General features: G+C 65.9%; 14 protein-coding genes. 5 read left to right on the plus strand and 9 right to left on the minus strand.

The genetic code is table 11. From position 1 onward, the window contains the following. The first annotated feature begins 77 nt into the window (after positions 1 to 77). Both A3E1_RS44320 and A3E1_RS0102405 read left to right on the plus strand, forming a co-directional pair. Positions 78 to 1,352: a sensor histidine kinase gene (locus A3E1_RS44320; RefSeq protein WP_157631264.1), complete on the plus strand. Its 1,275-nt coding sequence runs from the start codon at positions 78 to 80 to the stop codon at positions 1,350 to 1,352. Further along, positions 1,349 to 1,990: a response regulator transcription factor gene (locus A3E1_RS0102405; protein WP_020519156.1), complete on the plus strand. Its 642-nt coding sequence runs from the start codon at positions 1,349 to 1,351 to the stop codon at positions 1,988 to 1,990. The genes A3E1_RS44320 and A3E1_RS0102405 overlap by 4 nt, the downstream gene beginning before the upstream one ends. A gap of 4 nt (positions 1,991 to 1,994) precedes the next feature. Here A3E1_RS0102405 and A3E1_RS0102410 read toward each other — a convergent pair whose 3' ends face one another. From A3E1_RS0102410 to A3E1_RS0102430, 5 genes are all read right to left on the minus strand, one after another. Next, positions 1,995 to 2,801 carry a hypothetical protein gene (locus A3E1_RS0102410; RefSeq protein WP_020519157.1) on the minus strand — a complete coding sequence of 269 codons (807 nt, stop codon included), beginning with the start codon at positions 2,799 to 2,801 and terminating at the stop codon, positions 1,995 to 1,997. Next, on the minus strand, positions 2,798 to 3,712 hold the full coding sequence (locus A3E1_RS0102415) for an ABC transporter ATP-binding protein (RefSeq protein ID WP_020519158.1): 915 nt from the start codon (positions 3,710 to 3,712) through the stop codon (positions 2,798 to 2,800). The genes A3E1_RS0102410 and A3E1_RS0102415 overlap by 4 nt, the downstream gene beginning before the upstream one ends. Beyond that, complete coding sequence (locus A3E1_RS0102420) at positions 3,705 to 3,920, minus strand: helix-turn-helix domain-containing protein (protein WP_020519159.1); 216 nt, start codon at positions 3,918 to 3,920, stop codon at positions 3,705 to 3,707. The genes A3E1_RS0102415 and A3E1_RS0102420 overlap by 8 nt, the downstream gene beginning before the upstream one ends. After that, the gene (locus A3E1_RS0102425) at positions 3,920 to 4,417 is read right to left on the minus strand and encodes a DUF2975 domain-containing protein (protein WP_020519160.1); all 498 of its coding nucleotides are present in this window, start codon (positions 4,415 to 4,417) and stop codon (positions 3,920 to 3,922) included. Before A3E1_RS0102425 ends, A3E1_RS0102420 begins: the two co-directional genes overlap by 1 nt. A gap of 63 nt (positions 4,418 to 4,480) precedes the next feature. Then, positions 4,481 to 5,350 (minus strand): NAD-dependent epimerase/dehydratase family protein, encoded by an 870-nt coding sequence (locus A3E1_RS0102430; protein WP_020519161.1) that lies wholly within the window; start codon positions 5,348 to 5,350, stop codon positions 4,481 to 4,483. Positions 5,351 to 5,524: 174 nt separating this feature from the next. Here A3E1_RS0102430 and A3E1_RS0102435 point away from each other — a divergent pair, with 174 nt between their 5' ends. Next, positions 5,525 to 6,565 carry a hypothetical protein gene (locus tag A3E1_RS0102435; protein ID WP_020519162.1) on the plus strand — a complete coding sequence of 347 codons (1,041 nt, stop codon included), beginning with the start codon at positions 5,525 to 5,527 and terminating at the stop codon, positions 6,563 to 6,565. Here A3E1_RS0102435 and A3E1_RS0102440 read toward each other — a convergent pair. Next, the gene (locus A3E1_RS0102440) at positions 6,552 to 7,430 is read right to left on the minus strand and encodes an alpha/beta fold hydrolase (RefSeq protein WP_026208014.1); all 879 of its coding nucleotides are present in this window, start codon (positions 7,428 to 7,430) and stop codon (positions 6,552 to 6,554) included. The genes A3E1_RS0102435 and A3E1_RS0102440 overlap by 14 nt on opposite strands. A 33-nt stretch (positions 7,431 to 7,463) precedes the next feature. Here A3E1_RS0102440 and A3E1_RS0102445 point away from each other — a divergent pair, with 33 nt between their 5' ends. Further along, positions 7,464 to 9,407: an AfsR/SARP family transcriptional regulator gene (locus A3E1_RS0102445; RefSeq protein WP_245571061.1), complete on the plus strand. Its 1,944-nt coding sequence runs from the start codon at positions 7,464 to 7,466 to the stop codon at positions 9,405 to 9,407. Here the strand turns inward: A3E1_RS0102445 and A3E1_RS0102450 are convergent. The 3 genes from A3E1_RS0102450 to A3E1_RS0102460 are packed head-to-tail and all read right to left on the minus strand — an operon-like array spanning position 9,404 to position 12,122. Next, a complete protein-coding gene (locus tag A3E1_RS0102450; protein WP_020519165.1) occupies positions 9,404 to 10,207 on the minus strand; it encodes an SDR family NAD(P)-dependent oxidoreductase in 804 nt (267 codons plus the stop codon). The genes A3E1_RS0102445 and A3E1_RS0102450 overlap by 4 nt on opposite strands. Continuing rightward, positions 10,204 to 11,487, minus strand: coding sequence for a flavin-containing monooxygenase (locus tag A3E1_RS0102455; RefSeq protein WP_020519166.1), 1,284 nt, complete (start codon positions 11,485 to 11,487; stop codon positions 10,204 to 10,206). The genes A3E1_RS0102450 and A3E1_RS0102455 overlap by 4 nt, the downstream gene beginning before the upstream one ends. A 17-nt stretch (positions 11,488 to 11,504) precedes the next feature. After that, positions 11,505 to 12,122 carry a TetR/AcrR family transcriptional regulator gene (locus A3E1_RS0102460; protein WP_020519167.1) on the minus strand — a complete coding sequence of 206 codons (618 nt, stop codon included), beginning with the start codon at positions 12,120 to 12,122 and terminating at the stop codon, positions 11,505 to 11,507. A gap of 59 nt (positions 12,123 to 12,181) precedes the next feature. On the opposite strand from A3E1_RS0102460, the gene A3E1_RS0102465 reads away from it, so the two are divergent. Then, positions 12,182 to 13,510, plus strand: coding sequence for an MFS transporter (locus tag A3E1_RS0102465; RefSeq protein WP_020519168.1), 1,329 nt, complete (start codon positions 12,182 to 12,184; stop codon positions 13,508 to 13,510). The last annotated feature ends 30 nt before the right edge of the window (positions 13,511 to 13,540 follow it).

The following is a 13,540-nucleotide window of genomic DNA, read 5'->3' on the forward strand; positions in this document are numbered from 1 at the left end:
TCCATCGCTCTCAGGAGCTACTGAGATTTGGGCGCGTGGGTGAGGCCCAGCGCCGGCGGGCAGGGCACGATGAGGTGGTGAACAGACTGCGTCCGCCCCGAGCCCGTGTGGCGCTCTACCTTGTGTTAGGGCTGGTTTTCGGCGTCCTGTGGTTCACGGTGGTCGTCGGGCTCTGGATCGGCGGGCTTTTCGGGCAGCTGTTGCTTCTGGCCTTCCCCAGCATCGTGGTGGCGCAACTGTTGCTGCGGCCCGTGGGGCGCTTCGAGCGCTACTGGGTGCGTTCGCTGCTGGGCCAGGAGGTCCCAGCGCCCGAACCGTTGCGCTTCAGCCAGGGGTCTGGTGCTATCAACGCGATCCGGCGGTGCTTTGCGGTCTTCCAGGACGGGCATAGCTGGCGGGTCATGGCGTGGGTGGGTGCCCGCGTAGTCCTTGGGCCGCTTGGCTTCGCCATCGTGGTGCTGCCTGTCGCGCTGTTGCTGGCGCCGCTTGCCCTCGTGGCCGGGGTTGCTTCCACAGCAAGGATTTGGCTGCTCCTAGCGCCGCTGGGCCTGGTGCTGTCGCCGTTGCTATGGCGGGCCGCGAACGCCGTGGCTGGCCTGCACCGGCGGCTGGCGGTGTGGGCGCTCGGGCCGGATCGCAGTCAGATCGTCGCGGCTGCTCTGGCCCGTGCGGCTCAGGCGGAAGAGCAGGTGCGCATCGACCAGGAGCTGCATGACAGTATCGGTCACATGCTGTCGATGATCGTCGTGCAAGCGGGCGCGGGAGCGCACGTTTTCGATGCCGATCCCGCTTTCGCACGGCGTGCTCTGGGCACTATCGAGGTGCGTGGACGGGCCGCCCTAGGCGAGCTTGACCGCATCATCTCCAGCATCTCTGGTGGCTTGCAGACCGGACCGTTGCCAGAGGGGCAAAACTTGGCGGGCCTCATCGACGGCGCACGCGAGGCGGGCATGAACGTCGTCTCGCGACTCCACATGACAGACCTGCCCCCGGCACTGGGCCGCGGCGTTTTCCGCATCGTGCAGGAGGCGCTCACCAATGCGGCCAAGCATGCCCCAGGCGCCGCTGTGCGTGCCGATGTCGCGGCGAGTCAAACAGCGGTCGCGATCTCGGTGGTGAACGGCCACGGTGGCGGGCCCGCGGTGCCGGGGCGCGGCCTGGCGTCCATTCGGGACCGGGCGGTGTTGCTCGGCGGTCAGGCCACCATCGGGCTCACTGACGACGGCGACTTCGCGGTCAACGCTGTGCTGCCGATCGCGGCGGCCTTTCCCGAAGGCACGGAACTGGTTTGCGCCCTGTCGCGGCGGTGCGCGTGCATCGGGTGCACGACGCGGCGTAGCGTGCTCGGATGAACATCGCCATCGTCGACGACGATCCCCTGGTACGCATCGGACTGCGCGCCATCCTGTCTACTGTGGAGGGCTGGGAGGTCAGCGCGGAGGCAGGCGATGGGCAGGCCGCGGTGCGGTTAGCGACGGGAACGCCTGCGCCAGACGTGATACTGATGGACATCCGCATGCCCGGCATGGATGGGCTCGAAGCGACCCGTCGCATCACCGAACACGATGGTGCGCCGAAGGTTCTGGTGCTGACCACTTTTGACATCGACGAGTACGTGTTCGAGGCGCTGCGTGCTGGGGCGAGCGGTTTCGTCCTCAAACGCGTTCCGCCCACGGAACTCATCGAAGCCGTCCGGGTGGTGGCAAACGGTGAGTCCCTGCTGTTTCCGGCTTCGACCCGGCGGGTCATCGAGCGATTCGCCGTGGCGGCAAGCAAGCCGCTGCCGGAACTGTCCGAACGCGAGCAGGAGGTCCTTCGCCTGCTCGCGCGCGGAATGTCGAACACGGAAATCGCGCAGCGGCTCTTCTTGTCGGTGCAGACGGTCAAGTCACATGTCGCCGCGATCCTGATGAAACTTGGTGTTCGTGACCGCACGCAAGCCGTGATCGCCGCCTACGAAACGGGATTCATCAAGCCTGGTGCGGTCTAGCTCGTCATCGGTGCGCGTCGGTGCGTTGCAGCCGTAGCCAGCCGAGCAGTGCGAGGCCTATGCCCCAGGCGAGGAGGACCATGACCGAAGAGGTCATCGTCATGCCGGGCACCTGGCGGGTGATGAGGAATATCGTGCCGGAGCCGGGCAGGATCTCCGCTATCGCCGAGGTGAACGTGCCGAATTGCCGTAGTACCAAGGGTAGGACGAGCATCAGCAGGAACAACGTGACCAGTGCCCCGGCTGTGTTGCGTAGCACGAAACCGATCCCGGCCGCGATGGCCGCTCCGGCCGCGAAGACGGCAGCGACGGTGCCGACAAAGCCCGGAAACTCGTTGAGCTGCAAGGTAAGGGCGGAATTGGCGGTCGTGAACGCGGTCAGTGCCGCTAGCACAGCCACCAGCACTCCGGCACCTGTCGCGGTCGCGACGGTCACGAGGAAGCGGGCGAAGAACAAGACAGTTCGCCGCGGCGTCCACTGCAACGCGGGAACGATGCCACCGGTGGCGTAGTCAGCGGTCACCGAAATGGCGGCGAGGCTGAAGAGCGCGAATTGTGCTGGCAGGGCGATGAAGCGGACCTCGGTCCACGCCGGCTGACTGGGCAGGTCCGCCGGGCGGGCGGCGGACTCGAAACCGGCGATGGTGCCAAGAGCCAGCATCACGAACGCCGCCGCGGCAAGGAACCACCAGGTCGCTTTGACGCTCCACAGCCGGCTCCACTCAGCCGTGCACGTCCTGGCGAAGATCTGTCCCAGGGAGACGTTGGGGCGCAAGGCATCGCGGCTGGGGGTGATCGTGGTGGCCGTCATGGCGTTTCCTTTCGGCTGTGGTGTTCCACGCTGCCGTTGGTCAACTCGAGGTAGGCGTCTTCGAGGGACTGGCTGACCTCGGATAGGTGGTGCACGGGGACATTCAGGGTGTGCGCCAGATTGCCAATGTCTTCGGCGGTGCTGTTGGCGACCTTCAGCTCTTGTGGGTCCACGCGTTCGACGGCCAGGCCCTGCTCACTGAGCCGGGTGAACAACAGGTCCGGCGCTGGGGTGCGCACGCGCACTTGACGGTTTCCCAGCCCGTTCAGGATGTCCTGTGTCGTCGCGTCTGCGATCAGGTGGCCGCGGCCGATGACCAGCAAGCGATCGGCTGTCTGCTGCACTTCGCTCATCAGGTGGCTGGACACGAGCACGGTGCGGCCTTCGTCGGCGAGCTGGCGCAACAGGTCGCGGATCCACAGCACACCGTCTAGGTCCAAGCCGTTGATGGGTTCGTCAAACAGGAGGACTTTTGGCTCGCCAAGGAGCGCGGCGGCGATGCCGAGCCGCTGGCGCATTCCTAATGAGTACCCCTTGATGGGTCTGCCAGAAGCACCGGTGAGCCCGGCCTGTTCGATGACCTCGTGCACCCGGCGCATCGCAATGCCGTTGGTTTTGGCGGCGATGCGCAGGTGGTTGCGGCCGGTGCGGCCCGGGTGCATGAAGCTGGGGTCCAGCAGGGCACCGGCTTCGCGCAGTGGTTCGGCGAACGTCGCGAAGGGCTTGCCGTTGATGAGCGCCTGTCCCGAAGTCGGCCGGTCGAGGCCGAGCATCATCCGCATCGTGGTGGACTTGCCGGCACCGTTGGGGCCGAGGAAGCCGGTGACCTTGCCGGGCTCGACGTCGAAGTTCAGGTCGTCGACGGCCAGGATGCTGCCGTAGCGTTTGGTCAGTCCCCGGACCTCAATCATCGCTGTCTCTTTCCCAGCGCAGGATGTCTCCCGGCTGACAGTCGAGGGCTTCGCACAGTGCTTCCAAAGTGGTGAAACGCACCGCCTTGGCCCGGCCGTTCTTCAGGACGGCGAGATTGGCGGGAGTGATTCCGATGCGGTCGGCTAGCGCGCTGACGGAGATCTTGCGTTTGGCCATCATGACATCGATATCGACGATGATGGACATCAGATCACCTCGTCGAGTTCGGCCTCAAGGTGCGCGGCCCGGGCGTCGCGGGCGACGGCTTGCGCCAGCAGCATCCGCAGAACGAGCACGAGGAGAGCGGCGCCGAGGATGGCCACGACGATTCCGCCCATGATGAGGAACATTCCAGGGGTATCGCCGTCGCCGGAGCTGGCCAGAATGATCACGAGCGCCGCCGCTAGGACCGCCGCTGCCAGGATCGCGCCGATCACGATGTCGACATAGCGGAAAGCGGCGTGGGAGAACACGGTTCCCCGTTTCACCATGGTCACCAGCCGCCATATGCAGATCAGGATGACCTGAAAGGTCAGCAGGCCCAGGAGCACGATGGAGATCACGGCGTAGGGACTGTTCCCGGCGGCTAGGCCTTCGTCAAGCTTTACCGCGTTGGCGTAGACCATAACGACTTGCAGGTAAAGCGAACCAGTGAGCAGTGCCGCGATGACGGCCCGCAGTGCGAGCACCGTCAGCTTTCCCATCGTTTCTCCCTCGATCGAACCACGATGGGAATCTACCGTTATTCGATAGGTTCGGCAACTCTCTCAGCGGGCGAGCCCGCTGTGATAGCTGGAGTAGAACGGCTTCCACGACAACACCTCGCGGGCGCGGGCGTTGCGCACGCGAAACGAGGGAAAGCCGAGGCGGCCGCCAGGCTGAGCCGGTGGCGAGCCAGCGCTGGCCGTGACGTAACCCATGACATCGAGCCACTTCGCGGGCTGATCGTCGGCCACGATGAGCGTTTGGCGCGACGGCCACCGAGCGATCGTGGCCAGGGTGGCCATCGCCATATCTTGAATGTGCACCAGAGACACGTAGCGCTGTCCGTCGCCCGGCAGCCGCAGCTTTCCCGCCGCGGCCCTTGAGAACCAATCGTCGTCAAGACCGGTGCCGGGACCGTAGAACAGGCCACCGCGCAGGATCGCCCAGTCGGCAGTGGACGTACGGACGGCGTTTTCCATGTCGAGGCTTGCCGCGATCGCCCGCCCCGCTGGGCTGTCGTCGATCGTGGGAGCGGTGTCCTCATCGGCCCACGCGTCGCCCGCACCGCTGTTCACCATCGCGATGCTCTGCTGGATTATCCGTGCGACACCCGCGTCACGGCAGGCCGCGACCCAGACAGGCGTGCCTTCCCGCCTGAGCTGATCGTTGGCGTCGAAGTCGCCGCGCCCGGCTGGCCCCGGCAGGCTCGTCGCCAGGTTGACCCCAATGTCGCAGCCCTCGAGCGCCGCGGCGAGTTGATCGCGGTTGAAGATGTCGGCTTGCCTGACCTCGGCACCACAGGCGGTAGCCACCGTGGCCGCCTCTGGCCGGCGGGCGAGGGCGAGCACACGGTGCCCAGCGGCGGTCAGCCTGGGTATCAAGTGTCTGGAGTAGACGCCCGTAGCACCGAGAACAGCGATCGTTAGACCCATGGCGCACACGGTAAGGCCTCTCGCCGATCATGCGCAGAGGTGTCAAGGACGCGACGATTGGCCGTTCCCCGTAGCTAAATGGGTAACCTGGACGACGGACTGCGCCAGCCGATGCCCTTGGTGGGAGCAAAACGTATGAATTGGTTGAGGAATCGTTCTCGTCGTTCTTGGACGATGGCCTTAGCGGCGACGGGTATCAGCGGCATCGTCATTTTCAGTCTTGTCGCCGTTACTCTCGGTTACATTGGACGGTCCAAGGCGGACGATACGGCTGCTCCCGGTGCGTCGGCCTCGGCAGGCACAGTCAGCCCTAGCGCGGATCCAGGCGCCAGCGCTTCACCCAGCGCGCTGCCCAGCCCTTCCGCGAGTCCGTCAAAGCCAGCGCCCACGCAGAGCAAACCGGTTCTTCCACCGGCCTACACCCAGGTGTGCCCGCCGTTCCCCAAGTTTCCGGGACCCGACTGCACGGGCTGGCGGCACACCGGAGTGAAGCTGCGTAACTGTGAAAGCCCGATCCACGCCTCGAATGTCACGCTGGATTCGTGCTATTTCCCCGATGGGATCATGGTTATCGGCTCAAATGTCACCATCAAACGGTCGCAATCGCACGGGCCGGTCAACGCGCACTGGACGAACAACTTCGACTTCCGCAACCTCACCTTGATCGACGTCGAGATCGAGGAAGCCGACAACATGCACCCGGATCAGTCCGCGCTCAGTGGTCCCAACTTCACCTGCATCCGCTGCGACGTGCACCACATGGGCAGCGGCATCCACGTTGGCGATAACTCCACTGTCATCGACTCGTGGACCCACGACTTCGTCATGACACCCGGTGCCCACGGGGCCGGAATGGGCGAGGGCCAGGGCAACGGCGACCACAGCAAAATCATCCACAACAACATCGAATGCAACCGGCTGCCCGGGCAGCAGCAGATCTGCTCCTCGGCACTGTCCCTCTATGACGAGCCGACCCTCGACGACGTCCTCGTGCAGAACAATCTGTTCAACACCGTTGGCGGATATTGCGTTTATGGCGGTGGCGCCGATGGCACGCGGATCCGGTTCATAGACAACCGCTGGGGCAAGAAGTATCACCCCCGTTGCGGTGGCTACGGACCCGTCGCCGCGTTCCATCCCGGCAACACGGGCAACGTGTGGTCCGGCAACGCCTGGCAGGACGGCTCAGGCCCGGTGACCTTTAACGGGCAATGAGGGCACGTAACGCCTTCGATATGTCGCTTGGTGCCTCCTCGGCCATGAAGTGTCCAAAGCCGACGGTGGTGTGCTCGAGGTCCGGAGCCCAGGCGCGCCAAAGTGCTTCGGCGTCAAAGCCGAGCGCCGCGCCCCAATCCTGTTGCAGCACAGCCACTGGCATAGGCAGCTGATTGCCTTGCCGCAGATCGACGGTGTCGTGCTGAACGTCGATAGTGGCCGACGCGCGGTAGTCGGCGACGATCGAAGTGACGGCTTCGCGTGACGCGTCCAGATAGACCTGGCGGATGCTGGCCGGGATGGCCGACGGGTCGCGGGTCCAGGTGTCGAGGAAGTAGCCAAAGAACTCGTCCGCAGCCGCGCTGATCATCTTCTCCGGCAGCCCGGGCGGTTGTGCCATCAGGAACAGGTGGAAGCCTATGGCCGCGGTGGTGCCGTGCATCACGTCCCACATGTCCAGCGTCGGCAGCACGTCGAGGCAGGCCAGATGACTGATCGTGTCAGGGTGGTCAAGACCGGCGCGGAAGGCGACCAGGGCACCGCGGTCGTGGCCGGCCAAGGCGAACCGGTCGTGCCCAAGCGCCTTCGTTACCGCGACGGCATCGGCGGCCATCGTGCGCTTGGAGTAGATGTCTTCGCTTGTGGCGGCCGGCTTGCCGCTGGCGCCATAGCCACGCAGATCGGGGACGATCACGGTGTGATCGGCGGCGAGGTCAGCCGCGACATGCCGCCACATCAGATGCGTCTGCGGGAAACCGTGCAGGAGCACGATCGGGCTGCCTGCTCCGGCATGCGCGACGTTGAGCATCACACCGTCAGCGCCAGCGATCGCGTCGTACTGAAACCCAGGAATACGTTTGGTCATGAACCCAGGCTGCCGTGAGCCAATGAGCATCTGATGAGCGTTAGGCTGACGGGGATGCCAGTCGAGTTCGGGGTGCTAGGGCCGGTTTCGGCCTGGACCGGGGAAGGTGCCCGGATCAACCTGCGCGGTCCGCGTCACCGGGCCGTTCTGGCGCGTCTGATCGTGGCCCGCCGTCGCCTTGTACCACTGGATGTTTTGATCGATGATTTGTGGCCCGAGGCGCCACCACCGGATGCCGCCGGGGCGATACGCACGTTCGTCGCTGCGCTGCGGCGTGAACTGGAACCGGGCCGTGCCCCGCGGACCCCGGCAAAGCTGCTCGTCACCGAGGGGCCGGGATATGCCCTGCACGCTGAGCCTGACAGCGTTGACGCCTGGCGCTTCGAAACGGCCGTCACTGCTGCCGCGCGACCGAACGCGGAGAAGCTGCAAGAAGCACTGAACTTGTGGCGTGGTCCCGCTTATGCCGACTTCCCGGACGACCTTTGGGCACATGGCGAACGGTCACGGCTCAGCGAGTTGCGGTTGCAGGCAGTGGAACAGCTTGCCACGGTTCGCCTCGAACTCGGGCTGGCCGACATGGTTGCCGCGGATCTCGATGCCCACACCGCTGAACATCCCTGGCGGGAAAACGCCTGGCGGCTCCTTGCCCTTGCCCTGTACCAAAGTGGCCGTCAGGCCGACGCGTTAGCCGTGGTGCGGCAAGCCAAATCGATGCTGGCCGGGCAACTCGGCCTGGACCCCGGTCCGGCACTGGCGCGACTAGAGGCCAGCATCCTGCGCCACGATCCCCAATTGCTTCCCGCGCAAGTGCTGGCGGCAAAGGTTTGGGCCAACGCCACAGCCGCCTACGACCGGGCCGTCGCCGCAGATGCGCGCACCAGACTGGAATCGACCGTCAGCATCCTGCGCGGCCTGGCTGTCACTGGCGGAAGCGGACTGCGGTCAGCTCGCGAGCACCGTGTCGCCGCGGTGACGGCAGCCGAACAGCTCGGCGACCCGCACCTGACCGCTCGCGTGATCGGTGCCTATGACGTGCCCGCTATTTGGAGCCGTGTAGACGATCCTGAGCAGGCCGCTCACATCGTGGCCGCCGCCCGCCGCGCGCTCCGCTCGTTGCCAGCAGGGGAAAACAACGCGACCCGCGCTCGGCTCCTCGCGACCATAGGCCTGGAAACCCGGGGTGTACTCGACCCAAGTGCCGCTGCCGCCGCTGCCGAAAGCGTGGCGATCGCCCGGAACCTGAACGACCCCAACGTTGTCGTGTTCGCGCTCAACGCCTTGTTCATGCAGTCGTTTGGCCACTGTGGACTGGCCGCCGAGCGGGACGCCATCGGCAGCGAACTGATCGAGGTGTCGGCCCGCCACGGCCTGACGACTTACGAAGTGCTGGGTCACCTCATCCGCCTGCAGTCCCGTAGCGCTTTGGCGGACTTCACCGCCGCCGACCGTCATGCGGAGGCAGCGGATGCGCTTGCCCAGCAACATGATCTGGCGTTGGTCGGGGTGTTCACCGCGTGGTATCGCGCCCTGCGCCAGGGTGTCCCCGGCGCCTATCTCAAGGCCGCGGCACTGCTTGACAACGCTGGCATGCCGGGACTGTCCGATGGGCTGCTTCCTATGGCACTGCTATGTCTTCAAGTGCGCCATGGGCAGACTGTCCACCTTGATGAGTCCGCGAACTGGGGACCCTACGAGCCGTGGGCACGCCCGCATCTGCTGCTGGCACAAGGACTTCACGCTGAGGCACGCGAAGCTGCCGAAGCGATCCCGCCGCCGCCGGCTAACCACACACAGGAAGCCCTGTGGGCTCTTGCCGGGCTGGCCGCCCTGCGGACCGGCGACCGTGACCTGGCGGCCCGTGCCTACGAGGCTCTGCTGCCAGCCGGTGGTGAACTAGCGGGCGCTGGCACCGGTCTGTTCACTCTCGGTCCCGTGCGCGACCTGTTAGCCGAACTAGCCGCTGGCGTGGCTTAAGAGCGGCCGTGGCGGCGGCGCATGCCTGCCGCTAATGGAGCGTTGTCGAGGTCGCCGGCCGCGATGCGAGTGGCGATGGTGCGCCGGACCATGCGCGCGGCCAAGCCTGGCAGATGCCGTGCGATGGCGATCTCGAACCAGCCGCGGCGAGTGGTCGCCACGTCGCGCAGCGGCTTGCGGGCGGTCGCGGCGCGCATGATGGCCGCGATGACTCCCTCGACCGGTTCATAGCGTGACACCCCTTGAAGGGAAAGGCCTGCCTCAGCGGTGGCATCGTGAATCGGCGACGGCACCATGCTCGGGTAGACCACGGTGACGCCGACGTGGGTGCCGACCTCTAGGCGCAGAGCGTCGGCATAGGCGGCCACCGCCCGTTTGCTGACCCCATAGGCCGCGGCGAGCGGTAAGGCCAGAAAAGCCATCCGGCTGGAGACGAAGATGACGCGCCCGCGTGAGCTTTCCAGAGCGGGCAGAGCCGCCGCCGTTACCGACCAAGCGGCGAGAAGGTTCACCTCGATCTGCTGTCTGGCTTCGGCTCCCGGGGCGAGTTCGGCCGGCGCAGGGCCGCCGACCCCGGCGTTGTTGATGAGCAGATCGAGGCCGCCGAGCAACTCGACCGCTTGCGCGACAGCGTCTTTGACGGCCTGCGGATCAGTGAGGTCGCAGCGGATGACGTCGTCCCCGCGCAGATCAAGGCCGGCCACACGTGCGCCGCGTGCCTTGAACTGTGTGGCCAGGAGCCTGCCAAACGTGCCGTCGGCGCCGGTGATGACAACACGCCGTCCACTTAGGTCAGTCATGTGCGCCGCATCTCCCGTTCCATCAAGGCCAGGTAGCCGTCAAAGTCGATGCGCATCGCAGGGCGCCGGTCGCCCCAGCGCTGGTGTGCCGCTTTGAGCTGCTGCGCACAGTCGGCACGCTGGCGTTGTGGCGAGGGCAGGGTGTAGTCACCGGACAGGTAGGCGGCGATGAGCTTTCCTTGTGCCTCAACGACAGGCAATGCCGCGCCCGTGGACTGCATGAGCCCAGCGAACATCAGCCCCGGCGCGGTGAGGTGAAACACCCTGCGGTACAAGGGCATCATCTCCGCCGACGGCTTGAGCAACGCGGGGTCTAGGAAGGGGAGATCTATCCGGTACCCGGTGCACCACACGATCACATCGACATCGTCACTGGTTCCGTCGGCGAAAGACACTGTCTTGCCGTCGATACGCTCGATGCCACGCCTGGGCCGGATTTCGCCATGGCTGATGCGTGACAGGAGAGCGTCGGACAACGTGGGATGGTCTTCGAGGAAGCCGTGTTCAGGGCGCTGCAATCCGTACCGTTCCAGCGATCCGACCGTCACCCGCAGCATGGTCTGGCTGATGCGCTGACGCAACCGCCAGGGCAGCCGTTTGGCGAGCGCACCGTTGAGGGTGTCAGAAGGCTTACCTAGCAAGTGTTTCGGCACGACCCACACACCGCGGCGCATGGACAGCAGGGTCCGGTCGGCCACATGGGAGGCGTCGACCGCGATATCCATCGCCGAGTTGCCGCCGCCGACGACCAGCACACGTTTGCCCTCAAGCTGTTCCGGTCCGCGGTAGTCGTGGCTGTGCAACTGCTCGGCGGCGATCGTGCCCGGATAGTCGGGCAGCTTGGGGACACTGTTGTGTCCATTGGCGACGATGACGGCGTCGAAGCTGTCGCTGACACCCTCGGCGGTGACTTCCCACCGGCCGCCAGGGGTCTGCGTAATGCCGGTGACGGTGTGCCCAAAGGAGATGTGTTCGTTTAGCCCAAACCGCGCCGTGTATTCGGCCAGGTAGGTGGCGATGTGCTCGTGGCCGGGATAGTCGGGCCAGTGCGCCGGCATGGGGAAGTCAGCGAACTCGGTGCGGCTCTTGCTGGTGTTGAGGTGCAGTGTGCGGTAGGCCGAGGAGTGAACCGCCCCGAACACCCAGAGCCCGCCCGGCTCGCTGCCCGCGTCAAAGCACCGTGCGGGAATGCCTTTGTCCCTCAGCGCTTTGAGGGTGGCCAGCCCGGCAGGCCCGGCGCCGATGACGGCCGCGCGGGGGAGAGAGGATTTATCCAGCACACGATGGATAATGCGGGTTAGCGGTACATCCGGTCAAGCCACCGGTGCACAAAAGCCCGGAACTCCCTGGGTTTGGCCCTTCCCCCGGCCACGTGCGCGTGCACCGCCCAGACCAGGCTGCGCACCGCGAGGTGCGGCGTCGGCTCGCTGAGCAAGCGCTTGCGGTGAGCCGCGGCCAGGATGTCTTCCACCGCTTGATACAGGGGAGTGGCATAAGCCGCGTCCAGCTCGGCGTGCAACTCCGGCTCAGACCACCGGCGCAACCACAGCCCGGTGGTTTCGGGCACCTGCTCCAGGAAGTCGACGAACGCGTCGAGCAGCGCGTGCAGGTGCTCGAACACATCCTCGGGGGTGTCTTTCACGCTGCGGTGCGCGGTGGCGACCGATGCCGTCAGGGCCTGGGTCTCGGCTTCGAAGACACGGGCGAAACACGCTTGGTAGAGCTCGGCTTTGGTGCCCACATGGTGGTGAACCGTGGCCACATCTATGCCGGCGGCGGTGGCGATTTCCCGCATGCTGACGGCGTCGAAGCCCTTGCGGGCGAACAGCCCGGTGGCCGCGATCAGGATCGAGTCAGCGGTGTCGCGTTGCTCGGCCCGTCGCGGCCGGCCTGGCCCACGGCGAGGTGTAGTCATGGCGCCTATCCTGCCCTACAATCCAGCGAACGTTGGATTTAAGTGTCGAGGAGTCGTGAATGACGACGGACAGGCTACCCCGCACCGGCCTGCTCACCTTCGCAGGCGGCTCACTCGGCATGGGCATCTGGGTCACCGTGCCCGGCCTGCTGTTGCTCTACTTCCTCACCGAGATCCTCGCCGTTAGCCCCTGGCTGGCCGGCCTCGTGCTACTCGTTCCGAAGATCTTCGACGTCATCGTGCATCCGTGGGTCGGCCACCTGTCCGACAACGGGCTGCGCCGCCGCGGTCACCGTCGCGGCCTCATGCTCGCCGGGTGCGCCTTGCCCCTCGCCTTCGCCGGGCTGTTCGCTTTGCCAGGCGACTTCTCGGGCACACCGGCCGCGTTGTGGGTCATGGGTTTCTTCATCGCGGGCAACCTGTTTTTCGCGTTCTATCAGGTGCCCTACCTGTCGACACCGGCCGACCTTTCCATTGGGTACCACGAAAGAACGCGCCTCATGGGTTTCCGCATGGTGGTGCTGACCCTCGGGATCCTCCTCAGTGGAGTGCTGGCCCCCGTCATCACCGGCGGGCAAGACCCCACCCGAGGCGGATATTCGTTGATGGGCCTCATCCTTGGCGCGGCCATGCTGGGCGTCATGCTTGTGGGGCTGCGCGGCGTTCGCCAGCTCACCGCCGCCGCCCCCACCGCGATCACCAGCACGCACAGCCCTGGGCTACGCAAACTCCTTGCCGCCCTTGGCGATCGGCAGTTCCGCTGGCTGGTCATCTCTTACCTGCTGATGTCCACCACGACGCATCTGGTGCTCGCCGCGGTGCCCTACTTCGCCGAATACGAACTCGGGCGAACAGGTTTGACGACAGTGCTTGTCGCCGCATTCGTGGCACCGGCGCTGATCGCGACCCCGATATGGGTGGTGGTTACCCGCCGCATCGGCAAACAGCCGGGGCTGCTGCTAGCTCAGGTCACCTTCGCGGCCGGGTCACTGGTGCTGGCAGTCGGCCGTCCCGCGGGCATTCCCGTGCTCGTCGGCGCCGTCGCGATCCTGGGCATCGCTTTCGCCGCTATGCAACTGCTGCCGTTTTCGATGATGCCCGATGTCATCCGTTCCAGCGGGGCTGAGGGAACGGCGAAAGCCGGTGCCTACACGGGAATGTGGACCGCCGCGGAGGCCACGGGCGGCGCGCTCGGGCCGTATGTTTACGCGGCTTGCCTGGCCATCGGTGGCTTCGTGGCCAGCGGCGCGGGACAGACCGTCATCCAGAACTCCAGCGCTCACACCGCGATCCGTCTCGGGTTCGGGCTGGTGCCCGCGGCGCTGATGGCGCTAGCCGTGCTGTGCCAGCGAAAGTACACACTCGACAGTCAGCTGCGGCGAGGGTGATCAGGAGGGCAGAGGCTTGCCCCTGCCCTC

The organism is Catelliglobosispora koreensis DSM 44566 (assembly GCF_000379685.1).
Classification (GTDB): Bacteria; Actinomycetota; Actinomycetes; order Mycobacteriales; family Micromonosporaceae; genus Catelliglobosispora; species Catelliglobosispora koreensis.